Below are 22,444 nucleotides of genomic sequence, written 5' to 3' on the forward strand. Positions count from 1 at the left end.
ATACTTGAGTCGTCTAAACCACGATACAAAGGAGTGCTTGTGCTATGGCTAGTATACCGCAAAATAAAATTGAAAAATCAAGTTTTAAAATAATTACCCAATTTTGTGCCTTGGCGCACCTACCAGCTTTGGTCCGCTTGCTCAATGATCACCGCCATTCTAACGTTTCACTAACTGCAATCTTGATTTGGTTACTCAAGGTTATTTTCCAGCGGCGGACACTTTACCGAGCAGAAGCACCAGGCATGTGTACCAAACGCACGGTCTACAATATCTTGAATGACGGTCGGATCAATTGGCAACGGCTTAGTTGTTTATTGGCACAACGGGTGATTACTGGCCTAGCACAGTGGCTCGACGCCCGCAAAAGTGGTGCGCTGATCATTGATGACACCCTGATCTCACGACTGAATGCGAAACAAACCGAGCTTTTAGCCAACACCTTCGATCATGATCGGCAACGCTACTTAAAAGGTTACCGTGGTTTGACCTTGGCTTGGAGTAACGGCCAGCTCGTGTTGCCAGTCACGACGGCAGTTTTGTCGTCACAGAAAGCACGTAATCGGGTGGGCACACCAGCTAAAACTTTAGATCAACGCACCTTAGCCGGACAACGGCGGGCCCAAGCGATGCGGCCAATGCCAGCGGTCGCACTAGAACTGATCAAGCAAGCGCGGGCAAATGGGCTCAAAGCTAAATATGTGCTATTCGATAGTTGGTTTACCTCGCCTAAAATGTTTGCGGCGTTAAACGACCAAAAGTTGATCGGTATTGGCATGCTTAAACGGACCAAGAAGATCTATTACCGCTATCGTGGCCGCCAATACACCGTCAAAACGCTCTATCAGTACTTACGTCAGTCGCATCGTCAATCACGAGCCGACTATTTATATAGTTGCGTGGTTCAGGCCGCTACCGCAAAGTTACCGTTACGCTTAGTTTTTGTCGCTAAACGCCATTGCGCCAACGACTACCTGGTGTTAGCGACTACAAAAACCAATCTGACCCCGGCAGCGATCATTCAACTTTATAGTCGCCGTTGGCAGATTGAGAACTATTTTAAGGCCGCCAAACAATATTTACGCCTTGATCAGACTCAGATCCAGGATTATGACGGGCTTTGTGCGCATATGGCTGTGACCATGATGACCTATGATCTGTTGGCTTGGCAACAGCGGCGCCAACCAGGCGACCCAACGATTGGCGATATTTTCTATCAATTGGATACCTTACTGCCGATCATTGATCTGGCGACTGCAATCGGCCAGTTACTAGGTGAGTTGACTAACCTAAAGGTGACTAAATCACCTGCAAAAATGACTGCGCAGATCAAGACACTGATTGACCAATTTTTAAATGGCTTATCGATTCAAACTTCGGCGCTGATCACGCTGAGCATGAGCAATAGTTGAAGGTTAATTTTTAGGCTGTAAAGCTTGGTGGACTAAGGGATTACTCGAATTGGAACTTTCACGACTTAGTGAAAAGAATAAAAAAATAGCGATTAAACTCAGATATAGTTTCTCTGGCATTTGTGCCAAAATAGCCCGTGCCTGCCGAAATAAACGCCTTGCTGTTGGCATTATTCCATGATAATCCGTAGCGTCTTTATACTCGGGCCGTAACAAGTAAGTATATAAAATTGCCAATCAAATATTTCCTGTGTTCGTTAAATAAGGTGTATACACAACTGAACTGATCGCCGCTACCTCCCTTAGGCATCAACAAAACCGTTATCCAAAGCCTTTTTTTCATAATATAATGCCACATTGTTATATTTGGATAAGCAAATCCATAGCATGTGCTGTCCGCATTAGAAAGCTCTTTTAAATAAATTCTGCATGTTTGATCGCTGCTAAAACTAACCAGATGATCTTTTGCTCGGCTGTTTGAATACCAATCTCGTTATCCGCCATTCCAACCACTGTCCCCGTCACCGCAACAACTCGTTCACCAACTTCCAATTGATTTAACTGCAGATGGACTAATTGTTGTCGCTGCCAGGCACTAAATAACCGCTGACTGATCAGCGCCTGTGATTGTATCGGCAATGGTGCTTCAGCAACTTCAGCTGCATGCATTTTCTGTAAAGCACTGGTGTGATCTGACAAATAAAAGCCACCCCACTTCATCATGCCCCGATCGTGATAATGATATTTAAAAAAATCAGCTGCCACCTGCTCATTTTTGGCTTTATGTAAAATCATTTTAATCACCTCGCTTGATCAATGTTTGTTTTTGCGGCCAGCGTTGCGTTCAGCACTTTACAGCTTTTTAAAAAAATTTGGATATAAAAAGGCACGAATGCCTATTCTTTGCTAAAATGAGTTCGACAAAAAACCACTCAGAAAGAAGGATTCGTGTTGAACTCATTTTATCAAAAATCATCACTTTTAACCACCCTCCACGCCTATTTTTTTGATTTAAAAGCGGCTGGCTTGTCTAAGCCAATGGGCCTTAACTATTTTTGGTTGTGTCTAGCGTTGTTAGTGATCGGTGACCGCCACTCGATCCGCCACTTATTTGAACAATTTCTGGGCCGGGTGACGAAGCATTCTTTGAACACGTTTTATCGGGCTTTGGCAGTGATCGGTGACCACTTGCCACAGTTAGAAGTGCGCAACTTGACGTATTTACTGACCTTGATTCCCACTACTTGTCAGGACTTGCCCTTATTATTGGTTCTGGATGACACGGTCCAACCCAAGTTCGGCCACAAATTTACCGGCGTCAAATATCTATTCGATCACGCCGCACATACGGGTAAGCGGCTCGTCAATGCCCATGATTTCGTTACTTTAGGTCTGATGATCCCAACACAGCGGGACCAAGATGACCAGCCAGTTTATACGTTCTTACCGTTAGCCACGCACCTTTATCAGGCGGAACAGGCGACCAAATACCAGCAAGCGGCGCAAATGATCAAGACGACTTTGAAATCGATCGCCAGCGACCAACAAGTGTTCCTACTGTGTGACAGTTGGTATCCCAAAGCTGAGATCAACCAACTGGTCATGACGCAACCTAATCTAGCTATGATCGCCAATGTGCGTAAAGATACCGCCATGTTTGGCTTACCCAAACGCACCGGTAAGCGCGGCCGGCCGCGGAAATATGGTGACCAGATCCATTTGGGAAATATTGCATTAAATCTTTGTTCGGCCGGAGATCAGATCGGTATAGTGCGGTGTCTGACACGCTTGATGCCCCAGCCAGTTTACATGATCCGCGTACAACGCAAGACGACTTGTCGTCTGTTCATGGCGACGAGCGCGCCCGAAGAATTAGCGGCGATCACAACCGAAACCCTAGCCGTTGATCCGACCCAGCTCACCTATCGGACGCCGGAGACCAGCGCCCCTGCGCCAGCGCTACGAGCGTTGGCCTACTATCAAAAACGTTGGGCGATCGAGACCTATTTTTATGAAATGAAAACATTCTGGCACTTCGGTGATTACGCCGTGCGTTCAGTAGCCAAGATTGAAGCCGATCATCATTTATTGAATACGGCGTATACCTTGATGATCGTATTGCCATTGACCCAACCTAGTTTAGCTTTTTTGGTAACCAAAAGTTTGCGTGAACGCAAACTCTGGTTAAGTCGGCAAATTCAAGCGGCGCTGTTTTTGGCTAGTTTAGCGCGGCAAGTGCAAAGGCGGTTAAAAACAACACCGGCCAAAGTGGTGATTCAGTGGTTGGCTTCTTGTTGGTCGGGGGTCAGTGAAAAGCTGTAAAGTGCTGGTTGCGTTGCAAAATCAACAAAATTAAAGGTCAATTGTGTTGTTTGCCGCAACAAGTGGACGACTGTTTCTAAATAGACTAACTGGTAAACGCGCAAACGATGTAACGGTAACGAACGTTCACGTTGATACGGTGCTTGAATATTGAGGAAGAAATTATAACTAGCACCGTAAATATTATTCACAATATCCAAGCGATAACGGTGCTGGGTACGCGGTTTAAAATAAAGTGCTAATCGTTGCTGAATCACTTTTGCCGCTTGCTGTGGTGTCTCAGTCAAAACTATTACCTCCATTGTGTCCGCCAACGAGCGCGGCCCGCGCTAACAGGGTACCGCCTTTCAATAAGCTGCTAGCAGGAAATAGCGCCGTAGTACCAAACCGTGCCCGGACTTGATCGAGTACGCGCTCAAAACGATCATCCTTTAATTGTCGTTGCGGATCTTGAAACAAATCAAGTTGTAATCCAGTATTAGGAACCAACTGTGAAAGCGAAACTGCAATGTACCGCACGGCTTGGCCTGACCAAGCGTCACGAAATAACGCCAACAGGTGACCAATTATTTCATGCTGACTATCCGTTGGCTCAATACGCAGAGAATGACTAAATCCAGCACGGCCATCCTCTTGTGCTGCAGCATGGGCAAAGCCGATCCCTAAACTAACACAGCCAGCTTTTTGCTGATGGCGACGCATCCGCGTACCTACTTGCAGCGCAATTTCGCGTAGTACCAATTCGATCTCCGCCTGTTTTAAATAATCACGCGGTAAAACTTGTGAATTGCCCCAACTTTTATCCTTCGGTGCAACTAAGTCATGGAGCTGACTGCGATCGATCCCCCACGCCAATGCATATAATTGTGCCCCAATGATCCCCATTTCTTGTTTTAGTTCATAGGGATCAATCTGTGCCAGGTCCCGAATACTGTGAATACCTAACCGTTGTAAATGTGCTGCGGTGCGGTGTCCAATGCTCCAAACTTTGGTTAAATCAGTGATTGGCCAAACTTTAGCCGCCATAGTTGCATAGGTTAATGTTCCTAACAATTCATGATCGTGTTTAGCAAATAGGTCAAGCGCCAGCTTAGCTTGCAGCGGATTTTCGCCGATACCCACAGTCGTATAAAGTCCAAGCTGCTGCCGCACTGTACATTGAATTTTTCGTGCAACCTGCAATGGCGTCTTCCCAAATAAACGCCAAGAATGAGTCATGTCTAGAATCGATTCATCGATCGAGTAAGGATAGCAATCTTCATCCGCAACAAAGGAACGAAAAATTTGGTTGATCGCCAAGTTTTTCTCAATGTAAAGATTCATTCGTGGTGGCACCACTAATAATTCTGGCGTCATTGGTACTTCATATTGACGCGAAACATTACTGATACCAAAGCGTTGCTTGGCCTGTGGCGAAGCAGCCAATACCAAACCGCTGCCGGTATTGTCTGCTTCTGACATGACAACTAGTACTGAACGCAACGGATTCAATCCGCGTTCAACACTTTCAACACTGGCATAAAAGGACTTATTATCGATCATAAAAAAGACACCACGCGGTTCATCGGCATAATCCATTCGACCCACCTCACCATCACATAATCCTATTATAGGAACATACGTTCTTATTTAGCAAGTTTTTTATGCCATTGACAAACAAAAAACCGAGTTATAGCTGCTCTAACACAGCTGTAACTCGGTTTTACTAACTTTTCTAGCCAAATACTTGAGTTCGCAGAATAGCCACCACTAGTGCCAAAATTTGAACCCCTTGAAAAAGCATTAAATTCTGAATCGCCGTTTCAAATGTGGTTTCCTTGATCTGCTCTCGATGAAAAATACGACTGTTCTTGCGAATTTGTGGTAGAACTAACCAAACCAATAAACTTTCCGGCGGTAAAAGACGTAAGATTGCGCTAACCGTGACACTAGCAAAACATAAATATAACAACGCATCATACAGCCACAGCGCCCGTTTTATGCCTAGGTAGTACGGCAATGTATAACGTTGATTGCGAATATCCTGCGGCAGATCCGACATATTATCGGCAAACATGACATTTGCCACCGTGAAAATATTCGGTAACCCGACCAAAACTAAAATAATCAACGTTAATAAATTGCCATTGATCATGAAACGCGGCCAATCAAAAAATAACCCTAGCAATCGCTCCGGCGCAACATTGACGTAGATCGTGATGAAAAAAACACCAAACCCTTCAGCTACACCAGAAAGCAATTCACCTAAGGGAAAACGAGAAAATGGGATCGGCCCAAAAGTATAAAAAATGGTTACAAAAATACCAGCGCCGCCCATAAATAGTAATAGTAAATTAGTTCGCCAAACCAAAATTAGGCCTAAGCCACACGCAACTACTAAAAAAGCCAGCATTAAGTTTAAAGCCCGCCGTGGCGATAAATGTTCGCGACCAATAATGTTATAAGTATCGCGATAATGTTGATCAACCGCCAATTTATAGTCCTGCACATTATTAAAGCCAGTCACAAAAAAAGCAATCGCCATCTGCGCAATAAAATAAATCAGTGAATTCAGCCAGTCAACACTTTGAAAATAATAAATCGAATACAATAAGCCTAGTATAAATGGTATTGCACTCGCAGTTTTTGCGTTCAACCGAATGAACTCTAAAAACAATTTAAAGGTCATCGGTTTAACGGTGGTTTCGTTATTCATTTATTTGCTTATGCCCCTTTGCGCTAAAAAATAAGAATAGGAACGCGGCAATATCGCCACATTCCTATTCTATTAAGTCAACATGAAAAGTACAACTAATTATTCAGCATAAACGTAGTTGCTGACCTTGATCGTACCTTTATCGCCATTTTGTGCCGCATTAACTAACTGAGCACTATACAACTTAAACGTATTTGAAGATTCAGTTGCCCCAGAAACGACCTTCACATTTTGATAAGTTGTTGCAGTCTTGCCCTTTAAAGCCTTGTTCAAATCAGGGATGTATTCCTTAGGACCAACTTTAACCTTGGACTTCATTGATTTTTCGTAAGCAGCATCCTTGGTCTTGGATTTACCATTTTTATTAACATAGTCCATATTAGACTTAGTGATCTTACCATTCTTAACGGTGATCGCCATCTTCATCCGGTAGCCATGCGAATAATTTTGTTCAGCTAACTTATATGTTCCGTTCTTCATCTTTTTACCGTTGTTAACAACAATCGTCTTAGTGTCTCCAGCTTGTGCTGCTTGAACTAATTGTTGTGCATAGTTCTTGAAGTCGTTAGAAGATTCAGTTGCTCCAGATACAACGGCAATGGCACCAGTATCAGAACCATTCTTCTTAAACGAATCATTCAACTGTGGAATATATTCAGCCGGACCAACCCCGCTTTTAGCCTTCATAGACTTTTCGTAATCAGCGTCTTTGGTCTTTGAATTACCATCTTTATCCACATAATCGTAACTGGTATTAGTGATCTTACCGTCATTACCAACCGTCATTGACATTTTTACCTTGTAACCATGACTGAAATTCTTTTCTTCCAGTTTATAAGTACCTGCTTTCATCGTCTTACCAGCAGTCACTTTCTTCTCAGTTACTGAACTGGATTCTGCCGATGAACTAGACGAATCAGCAGCCTGAACTGGCATTGCTGAAGCCAATGTTAAAACTGACATCGCAACGACCGACAAGCTTGTGACAAATTTATTTAATTTCATAATATGTTTCCCCCACCCATAAATATTTGTGTTTGACTTCACATAAATTAGTATATTACATTTTAAATCATAATCAAGCTAAAGACAGACTGCATTAGAAAACGTTTTAATTGCCATGAGTCTTTTTTAATTTAGCCATCCCTATTTTACACAAACAATAAGTTTTATATTTACAGAAACTGTAATCAACTAATTAATTTGTCCAATGCCAAAATGAATCATAAAGTCGCTTATTATACTAATTTATTCTGAATCAAGGTGACAAAAATCAATTCGTCATTGGCATAATTTTTGTTTTATTTCAAATAATTTGTTTTTTTGTGCTTGCACTTTAAATTTGTTCTGACCACATTTGTATATACCGATGGACAAAGCGATTGCGATTCTGTATAATTTACCTGATATAAGCTTTGCATTTTTTTTAACTTTATCTTTTTTGTGAAATTTTTATTCTACTGCAATTATTAAGGGGTGTTCATCTATGGCTGAGAAAAATATTGTAGTGGTTGGGGCTGGCTTTGCCGGTGTTTCTGCTACAAGACGCTTGGCAAAACGATTCAAAAAGAATCATGACGTGCATATCACACTCATTGATCGTCATTCTTACATGACTTATATGACTGAACTGCACGAAATTGCAACTGATCGTGTACCACTGGAATCTGTTCAATACGACTTAGGTCGCTTATTTGCACATAAAAAGAATGTTTCAGTGGTCACTGACAACGTTACAAAAGTCGATCACGATAAAAATGTGGTCAAAACTGAACATGGTCGTTACGACTATGATTATTTGATTTTAGCAATGGGTGCTGAATCTAATGACTTTGGCACACCTGGGGTTAAAGAACATGGCTTTAGCCTTTGGTCCTTTGAAGATGCGGTTAAAATCAAAGAACACATTAAAGCTACCGTTGCTGCGGCAGCATTAGAACATGACGAAGCCAAGCGCAAAGCAATGTTAACGTTTGTCGTTGTTGGTGGCGGCTTTACTGGGGTCGAGACCATTGGTGAAATGATCGATTGGCGGCCAATCTTAGCTAAGGAAAACAAGATTGATCCAAGCGAGATCACTTTGATCTTAGACGAAGCAGTCCCAACGATCCTTAACATGTTGGACCGTCCTGATGCGGATCTGGCCCTACGTTTCATGAAGAAAAAAGGCGTGGATGTTCGTACTAGTGCGCCAATCACTGAAGTCGGTGCCGACTACATGACGTTGAAGGATGGTACGCATGTGCCTACGCATACGGTCATTTGGACGGCTGGCTTAAAGGCTAACACCGATACTGCTGAGTTTGATATGGAACAAGGTCGCGCAGGTCGTTTAGTAACTAACGAATACATGCAATCCAAGCAATATCCTAATACTTATGTTGCTGGGGACCTGTCCTTAAATACCAATGAAGGCGATCGTGGGACACCACAAATTGTTGAAGCAGCTGAACAAACTGGGAATACTGCTGCAGAACATATCGTCGCTACGGTTAACGGCACTACACCTAAGCCTTTGAAGAGTAGTTATTCTGGCTTTGTCGTTTCGATTGGCTCCCATTACAGTGTTGCTAACGTTTTTGGTAGCATTCACCTTAGCGGTTGGCTGGGCACCATGATGAAGCACATGATCAACTTGTTGTACTTCTTTACAACTTTTGCTGGCTACTATATTTTCCAATACAGCATGCATGAATTCTTCCGTAACCGCAATGGTCGTAATCCTTTCTGGGGCCATATTTCTCGCTACGGTAACGTTTTATGGAGTGTTCCCGCGCGGATCTTCTACGCTTCTATGTGGTTAGTCGATTGCTGGTACAAGATTCAAGGTAGTGGCTCATGGTTTAACGGCAAGCTCCGGCTACCGTTCACTTGGCTCTATCCCAAGGTAACTACTAGTGGTGCTTCTGAAGCAGCTGGCACAGCCAAAAAAGCAGTTGAATCAGCTGCGGCAGCGCCAACTAATGAATTTTTCAGTCTATCATATGATTACGGTAAACAACCAATGATGATCTTCAAGCACTTACCAAAGTGGTATGAAAGTGTAACTAAGTTCTTCATTCCTAACAAGCAAACAGCGCTTTTCATGCAAGAATTCATGACGATCGTTGAAATTGGTTTAGCACTGTGTATTTTGTTTGGTTTGTTCACTTGGTTAGCCAATGCAATCACAATTGGTTTAGTGGTGGTCTTCTGCTTATCCGGTATGTTCTACTGGGTCAACATGTGGATGCCATTTATGGCCCTCGCCTTGATGAACGGCTCCGGTCGTGCATTTGGTCTCGACTTCTGGGTTGTGCCGTGGTTACAAAAACATCTTGGTCACTGGTGGTACGGCGACTTGAAATCAATTTATGGTAAACATTAACAATTACAGTCAATAACGGGGATGGTTCTGGGGTGACTTACCCAGGGCCATTTCTTTTTTTCAAAGCAAATCGGCAATAGAATGGAGTCAAGTCTGTGGCTAAGAATAAGTATTTGAAAATGATTCGTCCGTGGGACATCATTATTGTGGTTTTGCTAGTGATCGGCTCGTTCACTCCGCTTGTCATTTTTGCGTTGCATGAAAAGAATCAGGTTGCAACTGATAAACAGGCACCAACGACGCAGGTACGCACTGCTGTTATCAGCCATAATGGCAAAAAAGTGTATTCGATCAAACTAACCGGTCACAAAGGTTCGACTAAATACCGTTATCAGGCCGCCGATGGTGACTACAATGATGTCGAGATCAAAGGTGATCGAATCGCCATCGTTGGTGCCAATTGCCGTGATCAAGTCTGTGTGCGCCGTGGATGGATCTCAAAACCTGGACAAACGATCGTCTGTTTGCCACATAAACTCTTGATCGAGATCAAGGTCAACCACGGCTCACAAACCCAAGGTGGGATGGTCACCGAATGAGTGAGGAAAAATTAATGACCCAACCTAAAATTCAAAAATATGTATTCATTGCCTTATTAGTTGCACAAGGTGTCATTATTGGCCTACTAGAACGGATGATTCCCTTTCCCTTCGCATTTGCCCCCGGCGCTAAACTAGGCTTAGCAAATCTGATTACGATCGTTGCCCTATTTACAATGCCTTTTCGCGATAGCTTTTTGCTACTATGGATGCGTTTGATCCTAACTACCTTGCTGGGCGGTACACTATCAACTTTTCTATATTCAGCAGGTGGTGCAGTACTTAGTTATTTGGGGATGTTATTGATCAAACAGCTGGGACCCAAGCGCGTTAGCATTATTGGTATTTCCAGTGCTGGTGGCGTCCTGCACAACGTCGGTCAATTATTAGTTGCTAGCCTAATTGCTCAGAGTTGGACGGTAATGCTCTACTTACCAATCTTATCCTTCATTGGTATTCTTGCGGGAATTGCAATTGGTATCTCTGCTAATTATTTATTCGAGCACGTTCGTACCCTAAATTATTTAAAGGCCAATTATGCGCATATGCAAACGCAAAAGAAACGTCAACGACACGTGAGACACTTAAAGGAGTCGCATTATGACAAAAATTAATGCAATGTGGCAACAATACCCGCGCCTAGCGCCAGAGTTAACTGCCACACTGACTTTGATTGAAAAAAATATTAAAGCCCATGATCCAGAAGTCACTGCGGCTATTATCGATATGATCCATGCTGGTGGTAAATTGCTGCGCCCGGCTTACTGCCTGTTATTCGCCCAATTTCACGAAACTGATCGTAAAAAGATGATTGCGTTAGCTGCTGCAGTCGAAACATTACACACAGCAACATTGATTCATGACGACATTGTTGATGAATCCAATCTACGCCGTAATCAACCAACGATCCAAGCACGCTTCGGTAAAGACACCGCTGTATACGCGGGTGATTATCTCTTTGTCGTGTGTTTTAAACTACTGGCGCACTATACCAGTGACCTCCGCAGTATCCAAGTTAATTCGAATAGCATGGAAAGAATTCTTAACGGTGAGATCCACCAAATGAAGATGCGCTATCAGCTATCGATGAGCTTAGATGATTATTTATTGCAAATCAAAGGTAAAACGTCTCAGCTTTTCAGTACTGCTTGCTTTATTGGCGCTTATGAAAGTGGTAATACTCAAAGTTTTGCACGTCAAAGTGAACAGATCGGTATGGCGATCGGAACTGCTTTTCAAATTGTTGATGATATCCTTGATTACCAACAAAGTAGTGCTACTTTGGGAAAACCAGTTTTAGAGGACGTTCGTCAAGGTGTCTATTCCGCGCCACTAGTTTTCGCCCTGCAAAACGCGAACCCCGAATTAGTCGCATTACTAAAAAAACGAACCGCTTTAACACCAGCGGAATGTGAACAGATTCGCCAATTGGTTGTGGCGGCTGGTGGGGTCACAGCCGCACAAAAATTAGCTGCTGACTATACGCAACAAGCACTAACTGCGATCCACAAGTTACCGGCTGGCGCGGCACGGGATGACTTGGAACAATTAACGCAACAGTTGCTGACCCGTAAATATTAAAACATGCAAAAAGCATATCTAACGACAAAATTTATCGTTAGATATGCTTTTTATATAGAATCTAAATTAATTGAGGTGCTTAAAAACGACCTAACCTATTCCCAGGCAAATTTAAAATCAATGGCATATTTATCCCGCACGGCTGTTAGTGAATCGCGCACAGCTGGATTTAATGGAACGCCCGTTTCTGAACGCTCTAGGAAGGCTAAATATTCCTTTTCACCACCTGTATAAATTCGTGACTGGCCTTTTGCTTTCTTCGAAGCACGCAGAGCCCGCAAAATATCACCAGCGGTTTTTTCAAAAGCTGAAAGTTCAGTAAATGCGTTAACGTCAATGGCAATGAAGAAGTGACCTAAATGATACGGTTGTTTTTTACCATGCACATCAAAGCCACTTAATTGATGTAAGAAACTACCTCCCTGTAATGCAGCTGATAAGACTTCAACTACAGTTGCGTAATCGTACCCCTTATAACCAGCTAACTCTTCGCCAATACCACCCAGTGGCGCCAATGCACAAGTACCATCCACTAGTCCTTTAAGTGCAATATCTGGATCAGTGACGCCTTCCCCATTTTCATCGATCACCCATCCATAAGGCATGGTTTTATGGATACGTGCATAATGTTCAATTTTCCCCCGCTGGGTAATTGAAGTTGCTGCATCGATCATAAACGGAAAGGCTTCATCAGTTGGAAAACCAATTGTTAATGGGTTGGTTCCAAGCATATTTTCTACTCCAAAAGTTGGCGCGATCGATGGCCGAGCATTGGTACCAGTCATCCCGATCATCCCATTCTTAGCTGCCATGATTGGATAATAACCTGCGATTCCATAATGAGTTGAATTACGAACTGCAACCATGCCCATGCCATACTCTTTAGCCTTATCGATTGCCATTTGCATTGCTTGTGTACCGATAACATGGCCCATACCGTTCCCACCATCAAGTACAGCGGTTGTTTTGGTTTCACGCACAACTTCCACCTTAGTGATCACGTTCTGGATACCAGCTTCGATCCGATCAATATAGATTGGCTTAAAACGGCCAACACCGTGAGAATCAATACCACGTTTGTCGGATTCAATCAGTACTTGTGCACAAGTCTGTGCATCGGTGGCGGGGACACCAACGGCTTCAAAACCGAGCTCCATAAATTTCTGCAAGTTCGCGAAAGTCTCATACTGGATATCTTGTGCCATGTCGCTACTTCCTTTCTGTTAAAAAAATAAACCTCAGCTTTAGCGTAATTACTATATTTGCAAGCGGTTACATATAGAGGATATCACATTTTTTCACAGGGAACAATCTAAATCAGTTGTCACCCTAACTTTTCACGCTAAATAAAAAAAGAGCCCATTACTAGACTCTTCTGCACGGCTATAATTCTAAAAGTTGCTGCCATAACGGCCAAACTTTGTTCTCGCTATATTGGCGTGCACTGCGATAAGCGTTTTGACTCAATTGGCGCCAACGTTTTTGATTCACCAATGCTTTAGTGATCGCACTCGCTAATGCTTTAACATTCCCTGATGGCACTAAGTAGCCATTATTGCCATCAGTAATGATCTCTTTTGGCCCATAATTAACGTCATAACTAACAACGGGTACCCCATGAGATAACGCCTCAACCAAAGCTAACGATTGGCCATCACTTTCTGCCGGATAAACAAATAATTGTGCCTGATCGTACGTTGCCTTTAAGTCTTGATGATACGGTACAAAGGTGACCACATTTTTCAAATTAAGCTGCGTAACTTGCCGTTGTAAATTATTGACCTCACTACCATAACCATGGATCGCCAAGGTCGTATCCGTCAAGCGCTGATGAACTTGGCTAAAAGCTTCGATCAATTGATTGAGCCGCTTAGTTTGATCAACGCGACCCACAAAAATAATTTTACCTGGTGTCCGTTGACTAGCCGCAACTTGTTTGGCCTTTAATCTTGTTTCACTGACAACTGCTGCAGGGATTGCTGTGATCGGTCGAGCTGGCTTGCCCCCTAACCAGCGAGTCAAGTCGGCTTGCTGTTGCTTTGTTGCTGTGATCACGCCATCTAATTGCACTAAATGATCATGCAATGCATAGACATAAGCACCATTCATATTACTGAAGACTTGGTCCTGTGGATCATTAGCATGAGTTGTTGGCAACCAAGCAAACTTCCGCGCTGCTGTTTGCATATTGATCACTGGCCAATCAGCAGCTAATGGTCGGTCAGCAATAAAGGTCCCGGGAGTACGCTGATTCAATTCGTCGAGAAAGAAACGCATCAACTCATCCTCAGAATTAAATTGCCATTCACGACCATGATAAGCCAGCAAACGAATTGACGAGATATAATTATTATTTGCGTCATTATGAGCGTAATAACGCTCAAACAAACGACTGCCGTCAACATTATAAATGATCTCAGTGATCACTTCGCCAGCTGGTGAAAAGAATTGATCACTGGCTTTAAACCCACGCGAATCATAGTAAGTTCGCTGCACAACATTAGTAAGAGCATCAAAATAATTAACATAATAAAGGTGGCCTACTGTTCCTGGACTGAAATAAACATCGGCAATAACCTGATCACCATCACGGACATGACTAACATTCGCCCCAGGATCAACATTATACGCTGGCGCTAATTTAAGGTCCTGAATCTTTAACACACGTTCAGGCAGTTCCTCGCTACCACGGAAAAAATCGTATAAGTTGACCATATCCGTTGCTGCCAACCCAAAATGAGTCATATTTTGATGTAGTAAAACATCAAAATCACGGGTTACAAGCTTAGCCGGTTCTTGATGTTGTTTAAATAGCGCGATCCGTTTAAATTCAGCATGTTCAACACCTGAATTCAACGCCATTAAATATTGGTTAACAAAATAGATCATTTATTCGCCCCACCTTTCTGTGAATAATACTGCTCGGCTGCAGTGATCAATTGTTGCCAGGCATACCAAACTGCGTTTTCTGAATACCGCTGACTATCTTGATAAGCCTGTTTACTGTAAGCCTGTAATTTGGCTGGATCACTCAATAATGTATAGATAGCTTCGGCTAACGCATCAATGTCGTTTAAAGGTACCAATAGCCCATCTTGCTGGTCACGAATAATTGCTTGGGGCCCATATTTAATATCATAAGCTACTTGGGGTAACCCATGCGCCTGACCTTCTAATAAAGCTAGGGCAAAGCCTTCAGCACGACTAGTCAGCACCGCCAACTGAGCATGATCATACACTTGACCAACATCAGTGGTGTAATCATTGAATTTAACATAGTCACCGACACCCAGTTCAGTCACTAATTGATGTAACTTGGTCCCGGTATCACCGTTGGCATAACCCCAGAAATCTAACGAGACTTGGGGAAATTTAGCATGAACTTTTTTAATTGCTTTGATCAATTGATCCTGTTGCTTTTCTTCCGATAAACGAGCAACCATAACGACTTTACCTGGTGTTCGTTTTGACCATTTAACCGGTGGCTGAGCACTTAATTCATCGGCCACCACCCCCACTGGGATCGTGAAGATCGGTGTAGTCGTGCCATAACGGGCCGTAAAATCATCGGCTTGCTGTTGAGTTGCAGCGATCACACCATTCCAATCAGCTAAATTATTCAAGGCCAACTCGTAATTATAATTTAAAGCGGAGTGCCGTGGGTCAGCTGGGTCATTAACGTGATTACTGTGTAAATGCATCACGCGAAACGGTCGCGTGTGCATTCGTAGCGTTGACCAAGCTAATTCATAAGTCCGATCAACCACAAATACATTCCGGCCATTATCGACTTGATTTAATTCATCCAAGAAGAAGCGCATCATCGCCTCTTCACCGTTAAACGACCAATCACAGCCGTGATAGTCAATAAAGCGATAAAGTGAGTTCTTCACCTTGCCCTGCTTATTTTGCATATGGAACGTCTGATAAACAACTTTGCCTTGCGGATCAAAAACCTGTTCACTAGCGACTTGACCATCAAAGGTATAGAACTGCTCTAACCCTTTAAAGCCACGAGTGTCATACCACTCAGTCTTCGTCAATTTACCGTTGCGGTCAAAATACTGAACATTATTTAACCGTGAGTCAGTAGCGCTGATCGTATTGACCCGCATCCGCAACTGATCATCTTGCTCTACCTTATAATTATGCGCATCTGCAGTCACTTGGTATTCTGCCGGCAGGTTCAGATCAGCGATCGTCAATTTTCGTGGTTTAAAGCCAGTTGAATTTTGAATAAAATCGAATAAATTGATTTGATTATTCTCCGCGATTCCGGCAGCAGCTAAGGTTTCGTGGAGACTTAAAGAAAAGAAGCGGGTCACGATCTTAGCGGGAACACCATGTTTATTGAATAAAGCGAGGCGCTTCATTTCTGCGTGCTCAATTCCAGATTTTTTTAAATTCATACTGGTATTTACAAAATAAAACACGATTGCGCCAGCTCCTTTGTTTTAAATTTATTTTTTTGCTTATCACTGATTAGAAATACCCCCTTAGTATAACAAAATCTTACTTACAATGAAAAAAGTGGCGCATTGGCCATCGCCGTTGCCCCACTAATTTAACTTGTCTTTGGAAAAAATCGTAACATTAATTTTTATCATTGGTTTGGCATAAACGTGATTGAACAAGTTGCCTTTTCAATTCACGCTACATTATTTAACCAAAAATACTTTGCCAAACGCTTTTGACCCAATTAGTGAATTGCTGCCACCAACTACTGTTTTGGGCATTCTTTAACGCGCCACCAACCTTATCTAGGGCTGAGCCAATACTACTTTTAGCTTTATCTAACTGATTCATCGTTGATTTATCTAACACGCCTGATGTGGTTTGATATTTACCAGCTAAATTAACTAACTGTTTAATATTGTTTTGACTGATTTTCCCAGATAAATTATTATCTTTGATCGAGTTATTGACGATCGTTGTGATTTGCGTGGTATTCGCGGTCTTGCCTTGCTCTTTCAGATCAGCTAGTTGTTGTTTGATATCGGTCAACGCATTAGCCAATTGTAATTTGATCTTATTAGCGTCTTCTTTACTTTCAGAACTGCTCTGGTCAGGGTTGTCGGTTGCATTTTGTTTGACCGCATCTTGTGCGACTGAATTAGTCGTTTCCAATTCTTCTTGCCCTAACGCTGCTCGATCAGGATCAACGGTTTCGCCGTTAGCTTCAAAAGCTTTATAAACCCCAGTTAAGGCACTTTCACCCGTTACTGGTTTTACACTTGCTACCTCGATTGTTGCATCAGTGATTCCAGCAGTGATCAGTGGATTTTTATATTCGTTAGCTGTGATCTGTGTAATATTAGATGGTGTATCAATTTTGACAGTGATCCCATGACCACTAGACTCACGAGTCACTAAAACGGACGAGATCATTACACTAGTATCGCCGGAACCAGAACCTAAATATTTAACTAAGTCCTGTCCAGTTACACTACTAGTGGTGACGTCGTTACTATTAATATGCATGATATTCATCGTCTCTTGAATTTGGCTTTGATTCAACCCGCCACCATAAATAAATGTTGGTTTGCCCCAGCGTTCATTGACCACACTCTCGCTACTGCTACTAGAATACGTATCAGCGTGGGCAGCAACTATCCCACTACCAAAAAAGACACCCGCTAATACAAGCACAACTACTGCACGGCGACTAATTTTTTGCCAAGTTTGTTTCATTATATAAAACCCCTCTACTCCACAACAGTGGATAATTTTTATATCAAAAATTTCTGATGTTACGGACGATGACCATTCTTGTGGCAAAGGTCGTACCGCAAGAAACATGGCTCTACTCCACAATAGTGGATAATTTTTGTGCCAAAAATTTCTGATGTTACGGACGATGACCATTCTTGTGGCAAAGGTCATGCCGCAAGAAACATGGCTCTACGCCACAATAGTGGATAATTTTTATACCAAAAATTTTTGATGTTACGGACGATGACCATTCTTGTGGCAAAGGTCATGCCGCAAGAAACATGGCTCTACGCCACAACAGTGGTTAATTTTTATACCAAAATTTTCTGATACTACGACCTAGCCATGCTCATTTTTAATTAAACACCAGATTCTTGATAACTTTGCTAGTAAAAAATTTCCATAATCAACTCTAGCTTACTCATTTTACCTAATTTAGTCATCAAAAGCGATTTCTTCCACTAAATTTAAACTTATATTTAGCTTTGCTGATGCTTTAGGTTAGCCGCTGAAAATGCTAGAATGAAAGTATCTTATTAGAAAAAGGTGAGCGTATGAAAAACGGAACCAACATCATTACCTTAGATAACGGTTATCATTTGTGGACCCGCACTGATGGTACCGGCGATATTCAACTATTGACCTTGCATGGTGGCCCTGGTGGTAATCATGAGTACTATGAAAATTTTGCTGATAAGTTGGCACCACTTGGGGTCCGCGTTTCAATGTATGACCAATTAGGTTCATGGTATTCTGATCAACCTGATTTTTCTGATCCCGCGATCCGCGATCGCTTTTTAACTTATGATTATTATTTGGATGAAGTTGAAGAAGTTCGGCAAAAATTAGGTTTAGACAATTTCTATTTGATCGGCCAATCTTGGGGTGGCGCTTTAACCATGCTTTATGCTTTGAAGTATGGCCAACATTTAAAGGGTGCGATCATCTCCAGTATGGTCGACAACATTGATGAATATGTCGTCAACATCAATAAAATCCGTGAAGAAGCCCTACCGGCCGACGCAGTAGCTTATATGAAGGACTGCGAGGCCCGCAACGATCTTGATAATGAGCGTTATCAAGGTTATGTTGACATTTTAAACGCTGGCTACGTTGATCGTAAGCAGCCACCGGCGATCTCTCATTTGGTCAGCACGATGGCAACTCCAGTTTACAATGACTTCCAAGGCAATAACGAATTTGTTGTTACCGGCAAGTTGAAGTCATGGGATATTCGCGATCAGATCAAGAATATCAAGGTTCCAACTTTATTGACTTTCGGTGAACATGAAACGATGCCACTAGCAACTGCCAAACGAATGGCGGAACAGATTCCTAACTCACGATTGGTCACCACTCCTGATGGTGGACATCACCATATGATTGATAACGCCCCAGTTTACTTCGATCATTTAAGTCAATTCATTCAAGACGTTGAAAACGGCACATTTTAGCGTAGGAGGGGTCACTTATGACAAAAACGACCGTTTATTTCGTGCGTCACGGTCAAACTTATTTTAATCGGTATAATCGTATGCAAGGCTGGGCGGATTCACCGTTAACTGAACAAGGTATTCTGGATGCGAATAAGGTTGGCCAGCGGTTAGCACAGATCAAATTTGATCAAGCCTATTGCAGCGATACTGGTCGTGCACGGAGTACGGCACGCTTGATTCTCAAGGCCAACGCTGTCAGTAGTTTGAACGAACCGATAGAAACGCCGTTTTTCCGCGAAGAATTTTATGGCTACTTTGAAGGTATGAATTCGCCAGAAGCCTGGTACCTTACTGGTGCTGGTCATGACAGTAAAACTTATGCCGAAATTATTAGTAACTATTCGATCGATGCCTCCAAAGATTTTATGAAGCAAGCTGACCCTTTCCACGATGCTGAAAACAGTACTGAATACTGGAATCGCCTTTTGTTAGGCTTCGATATGTTGCGTCGTGACAATCCAGCTGGTGCTAAGATCTTACTAGTTAGTCATGGCACCACAATGCGCAGTATCGTCGGTAAATTTGGCCAGGAACACTTTGATCTGACTAAAAGTCCACGCAATGGTAGCGTCACTAAACTTCTTTTAGAAGGTAGCGAAGTTCACGTTGAGTACTATAATCGAATCGATGAAGGTCCTTTAGAATAAGCATATAAAAAACCGGTTCCAGTGCGGAATCGGTTTTTTGTGTGCTATTTTTTCAGCACGATACTTTGATACAGCTTAACCGTCAACAAATAATATAAACCATATAATACTAAGAAGATCAAAAATGGTAGCCATAAATCATGGTACGCATTCGGTAACAAACTGGTTGTGGTGAACATTTGCAGACCAAATAAGACATGAATAACACCGACCACACCAGGTAATAAGAATAAAACGCCGATCTCTTTAGCGATGGCACTACGTAATAATCGCTGGCGGGTACCAATCTTATCCAACATCCGGTAACGTAGCCGATCACTAGCAGCCCCAGATAGGATCTTAAACATTAGACAACTAGCTAACATTGCTAAGAAAGCCACTCCGAGGAAGAAACCCATAAATTCAAAACCAGATAGTAAACCGTTCATCATTTGGTAAGCATCGTACTTGGTTGTGCCCATACTATAATTTATTGATACTTTATTCTGCCGTTGATCTAACTGCGTAACCCGCTTGATTGCCGCCAAATTTGCAAAGAAATCATGTGCGATCAGCGTCGTTAACTGATGCGTCGGTGCATTAATTTGCGTAAAAGCAGCCTGATCAACCAACGTGATCGTCTTTTCACTATCCTGTGGTAACAGCAACGCTTGTAGTGACGATTGCCAACGTAATGGGCTTCGTGCAGTCATTTGCTTGCCAGTGATCAACTGATATTCAGCAGTCACTTGCTTCTTCTGCCATGGCTTTTGCGCATAAATTGGTTGCGCATCAAATTGTTCACGAACAAAATAAACGGTCGTCCCAGTGACTTTATAAGTGTAATGATCCTGTTGCTTCACCTTTATTTTAGCCGCAGCTTGATTAACTTTAGCAGTAGGGTCATGCAAGACAACATCATAAGGCGCACTCTCAGTAAAGAGACGGATATTCTTTTGGAAGCCCATCCCCGTCGTGATCGCGCCTAATGCCAAGGCAAACAACAAGGTTACCATTGCCAACATCCGATTATAATCAAAAATCCGAAAATTCAATTGTGCCAAGGTAAAGTTGTTTAATCCCCGACTAGCAAAATTCTCGTGCCGCTTAAGCCGGGTTAATAACCATGTAAATAATGAATCAAAAACCAAATAGGTCCCTAAAACGATAGTAACCAGTGCTACAGCAATACCGAGAATCTGCAATGTCCCGATCATATGCATCGTAATGTAACCTACAACCAAGCAGGCTAAGCCGAAAATAATTTGGATAACCGTTTTAATGGGGTTAACTTGAACGTGTATTGGTTGCGCCGCACTTTTTAACAAAGCTAACACCGGTGTTTTACGCAGAACCCGCTGATTCAACAACGCTGCTAAAACAAACAAAATTAAGAAGAAGATCACGGTGACCAACATGGCTGGCAAATAAAATGCATTAAAGTGGGCCGCAGTGGCATCCAAACGCTGAATCAACAGTCCACCAACTAAAGCAGTCAACCCCACCCCAACCAATAAACCAATCACTAAGGATAAAGCACCGATAGCTACAGTTTCGAGAAAAATCAATTGCCCTAGTTTACCAGACTTTGCGCCCAGCATCATGAATAGACCATAATCACGTTTTCGCATACTGAGTAAAAATGAATTAGCGTACAAAATATAAACGAACGTGATGATCGCCAACAAAACCGAACCAAATTGAAAAACAAAAGGTGCTAACGAAAACGTGCTATTGGCTTTGATAAAACTATTGTTAGTCGCCAAAGCTTCGAACATATAAAATATTGCCGCCGCCATGACTAAACCAGAAAATAAAACCAAATAGTCTTTGAAGCGGCTTTTGATCCCGGTCAGTGATAATTTAAATAGCATTCCCATCACTCCTCCTACTGTTCAGTACGGCTAAGTACGCCGAGAATATCTTGGTAGAAGGCTTCTTTACTGCGATCACCACGTTTTAATTCTTGACCGATCTGGCCATCTTTGATGAATAAAATACGCTGGCAGTAGCTTGCTGAAAATGGATCATGGGTCACTAACAAAATTGAGACTTGCTGCTGTTGATTCAACTTTGTCATCGTGTCTAACAAGCTTTTAGCACTTTTAGAATCCAACGCTCCAGTTGGTTCATCGCCCATCAGAATACTAGGTTGATGGACCAAAGCTCGTGCCGATGCTACCCGCTGCTTTTGCCCACCAGAAATTTCCGTTGGATAATTATTTAAAATTTCACTAATACCTAAGGTTGCCGCAATCTTTTCGATCAACGGCCGCGCCTTCTTGGCAGAGATATTTTGTAATGAGAGTGGTAAAGCGATATTTTCATAAGCAGTCATATTTTCTAACAAATTAAAATCCTGGAAAATAAAGCCGATCTCCTTAGCACGAAAATCCGCTAATTGATTGCCGCGCAAATGCGTAATTTCCTGTTGATTAATTTTTACCGAGCCACTAGTGGGTTGATCTAAGGTAGATAAAATATTTAATAACGTAGTTTTACCTGAACCAGAGGCGCCCATAATGCCGACAAATTCTCCAGCCTGAACTTGAAAACTAACATCGTGCAGTGCTTCATATTGTTTTTCGTTGGCCTTACCGTAAACTTTGCGTACATCGGTGACCGCAACGATCGTTGATTGTGTTGTCATAGTGATCCTTCTTTCAGCTAACTTGTTGGCTTAATTTTAGCAAA

General features: G+C 42.5%; 19 protein-coding genes. 8 read left to right on the forward strand and 11 right to left on the reverse strand.

Features of this window, described 5'->3' with window-relative positions; all coding sequences use genetic code 11:
• Window positions 1-44 precede the first annotated feature (44 nt).
• A complete protein-coding gene (locus LC20001_RS10495) occupies window positions 45-1,412 on the forward strand; it encodes an IS4 family transposase (protein ID WP_099267132.1) in 1,368 nt (455 codons plus the stop codon).
• A gap of 414 nt (window positions 1,413-1,826) precedes the next feature.
• Here the strand turns inward: LC20001_RS10495 and LC20001_RS10505 are convergent, their stop codons facing one another.
• Complete coding sequence (locus LC20001_RS10505) at window positions 1,827-2,207, reverse strand: hypothetical protein (RefSeq protein WP_010008986.1); 381 nt, start codon at window positions 2,205-2,207, stop codon at window positions 1,827-1,829.
• 153 nt (window positions 2,208-2,360) lie between these two features.
• Between LC20001_RS10505 and LC20001_RS10510 the strand changes: the two genes are divergently transcribed.
• A complete protein-coding gene (locus tag LC20001_RS10510; protein WP_145955951.1) occupies window positions 2,361-3,734 on the forward strand; it encodes an IS701 family transposase in 1,374 nt (457 codons plus the stop codon).
• Here the strand turns inward: LC20001_RS10510 and LC20001_RS10515 are convergent.
• The 4 genes from LC20001_RS10515 to pplA all read right to left on the reverse strand — a co-directional run bounded on the left by LC20001_RS10515 (window position 3,689) and on the right by pplA (window position 7,434).
• The gene (locus tag LC20001_RS10515; RefSeq protein ID WP_056943270.1) at window positions 3,689-4,021 is read right to left on the reverse strand and encodes a hypothetical protein; all 333 of its coding nucleotides are present in this window, start codon (window positions 4,019-4,021) and stop codon (window positions 3,689-3,691) included. The two genes, LC20001_RS10510 and LC20001_RS10515, sit on opposite strands and share 46 nt — an antisense overlap.
• On the reverse strand, window positions 4,014-5,312 hold the full coding sequence (locus LC20001_RS10520; protein ID WP_010009132.1) for a Y-family DNA polymerase: 1,299 nt from the start codon (window positions 5,310-5,312) through the stop codon (window positions 4,014-4,016). The genes LC20001_RS10515 and LC20001_RS10520 overlap by 8 nt, the downstream gene beginning before the upstream one ends.
• Window positions 5,313-5,448: 136 nt before the next feature.
• A complete protein-coding gene (locus LC20001_RS10525) occupies window positions 5,449-6,429 on the reverse strand; it encodes a 1,4-dihydroxy-2-naphthoate polyprenyltransferase (protein WP_003678060.1) in 981 nt (326 codons plus the stop codon).
• A gap of 99 nt (window positions 6,430-6,528) precedes the next feature.
• Entirely contained in the window at window positions 6,529-7,434 is a 906-nt protein-coding gene (gene pplA, locus LC20001_RS10530; protein WP_003678062.1) for an extracellular electron transfer flavoprotein PplA, read from the reverse strand.
• Between the two features lie 481 nt (window positions 7,435-7,915).
• Here pplA and LC20001_RS10535 point away from each other — a divergent pair, with 481 nt between their 5' ends.
• The 4 genes from LC20001_RS10535 (at window position 7,916) to LC20001_RS10550 (ending at window position 11,916) form a co-directional block, all read left to right on the forward strand.
• Window positions 7,916-9,796: an NAD(P)/FAD-dependent oxidoreductase gene (locus LC20001_RS10535; protein WP_010009131.1), complete on the forward strand. Its 1,881-nt coding sequence runs from the start codon at window positions 7,916-7,918 to the stop codon at window positions 9,794-9,796.
• A 119-nt stretch (window positions 9,797-9,915) separates the two neighbouring features.
• The gene (locus LC20001_RS10540; RefSeq protein ID WP_176720030.1) at window positions 9,916-10,335 is read left to right on the forward strand and encodes a NusG domain II-containing protein; all 420 of its coding nucleotides are present in this window, start codon (window positions 9,916-9,918) and stop codon (window positions 10,333-10,335) included.
• 14 nt (window positions 10,336-10,349) lie between these two features.
• On the forward strand, window positions 10,350-10,949 hold the full coding sequence (locus LC20001_RS10545) for a Gx transporter family protein (protein WP_176720031.1): 600 nt from the start codon (window positions 10,350-10,352) through the stop codon (window positions 10,947-10,949).
• On the forward strand, window positions 10,936-11,916 hold the full coding sequence (locus LC20001_RS10550) for a polyprenyl synthetase family protein (RefSeq protein ID WP_010009124.1): 981 nt from the start codon (window positions 10,936-10,938) through the stop codon (window positions 11,914-11,916). Before LC20001_RS10545 ends, LC20001_RS10550 begins: the two co-directional genes overlap by 14 nt.
• 95 nt (window positions 11,917-12,011) lie before the next feature.
• On the opposite strand, the gene LC20001_RS10555 is transcribed toward LC20001_RS10550, so the two are convergent.
• The 4 genes from LC20001_RS10555 to LC20001_RS10570 form a co-directional block, all read right to left on the reverse strand.
• Window positions 12,012-13,121 carry an Ldh family oxidoreductase gene (locus LC20001_RS10555; protein ID WP_003678067.1) on the reverse strand — a complete coding sequence of 370 codons (1,110 nt, stop codon included), beginning with the start codon at window positions 13,119-13,121 and terminating at the stop codon, window positions 12,012-12,014.
• Window positions 13,122-13,299: 178 nt separating this feature from the next.
• On the reverse strand, window positions 13,300-14,805 hold the full coding sequence (gene asp1 / locus LC20001_RS10560) for an accessory Sec system glycosyltransferase Asp1 (RefSeq protein WP_010009121.1): 1,506 nt from the start codon (window positions 14,803-14,805) through the stop codon (window positions 13,300-13,302).
• The gene (locus tag LC20001_RS10565) at window positions 14,802-16,349 is read right to left on the reverse strand and encodes a glycosyltransferase (protein WP_010009118.1); all 1,548 of its coding nucleotides are present in this window, start codon (window positions 16,347-16,349) and stop codon (window positions 14,802-14,804) included. Before LC20001_RS10565 ends, asp1 begins: the two co-directional genes overlap by 4 nt.
• 229 nt (window positions 16,350-16,578) lie before the next feature.
• Window positions 16,579-17,607 carry a DUF1002 domain-containing protein gene (locus LC20001_RS10570; RefSeq protein WP_010009117.1) on the reverse strand — a complete coding sequence of 343 codons (1,029 nt, stop codon included), beginning with the start codon at window positions 17,605-17,607 and terminating at the stop codon, window positions 16,579-16,581.
• Window positions 17,608-18,182: 575 nt separating this feature from the next.
• Between LC20001_RS10570 and LC20001_RS10575 the strand changes: the two genes are divergently transcribed.
• Together LC20001_RS10575 and LC20001_RS10580 are read left to right on the forward strand one after the other, a co-directional pair.
• Window positions 18,183-19,082: a proline-specific peptidase family protein gene (locus tag LC20001_RS10575; protein WP_010009116.1), complete on the forward strand. Its 900-nt coding sequence runs from the start codon at window positions 18,183-18,185 to the stop codon at window positions 19,080-19,082.
• 17 nt (window positions 19,083-19,099) lie between these two features.
• Window positions 19,100-19,771: a histidine phosphatase family protein gene (locus LC20001_RS10580; RefSeq protein WP_010009115.1), complete on the forward strand. Its 672-nt coding sequence runs from the start codon at window positions 19,100-19,102 to the stop codon at window positions 19,769-19,771.
• A 44-nt stretch (window positions 19,772-19,815) separates the two neighbouring features.
• On the opposite strand, the gene LC20001_RS10585 is transcribed toward LC20001_RS10580, so the two are convergent.
• Window positions 19,816-21,624 (reverse strand): FtsX-like permease family protein, encoded by a 1,809-nt coding sequence (locus LC20001_RS10585; protein ID WP_010009113.1) that lies wholly within the window; start codon window positions 21,622-21,624, stop codon window positions 19,816-19,818.
• A gap of 14 nt (window positions 21,625-21,638) precedes the next feature.
• A complete protein-coding gene (locus tag LC20001_RS10590; protein WP_010009112.1) occupies window positions 21,639-22,400 on the reverse strand; it encodes an ABC transporter ATP-binding protein in 762 nt (253 codons plus the stop codon).
• Window positions 22,401-22,444 lie beyond the last annotated feature (44 nt).

The sequence above is a fragment of the Loigolactobacillus coryniformis subsp. coryniformis KCTC 3167 = DSM 20001 genome (assembly GCF_002706425.1).
Taxonomy (GTDB): domain Bacteria; phylum Bacillota; class Bacilli; order Lactobacillales; family Lactobacillaceae; genus Loigolactobacillus; species Loigolactobacillus coryniformis.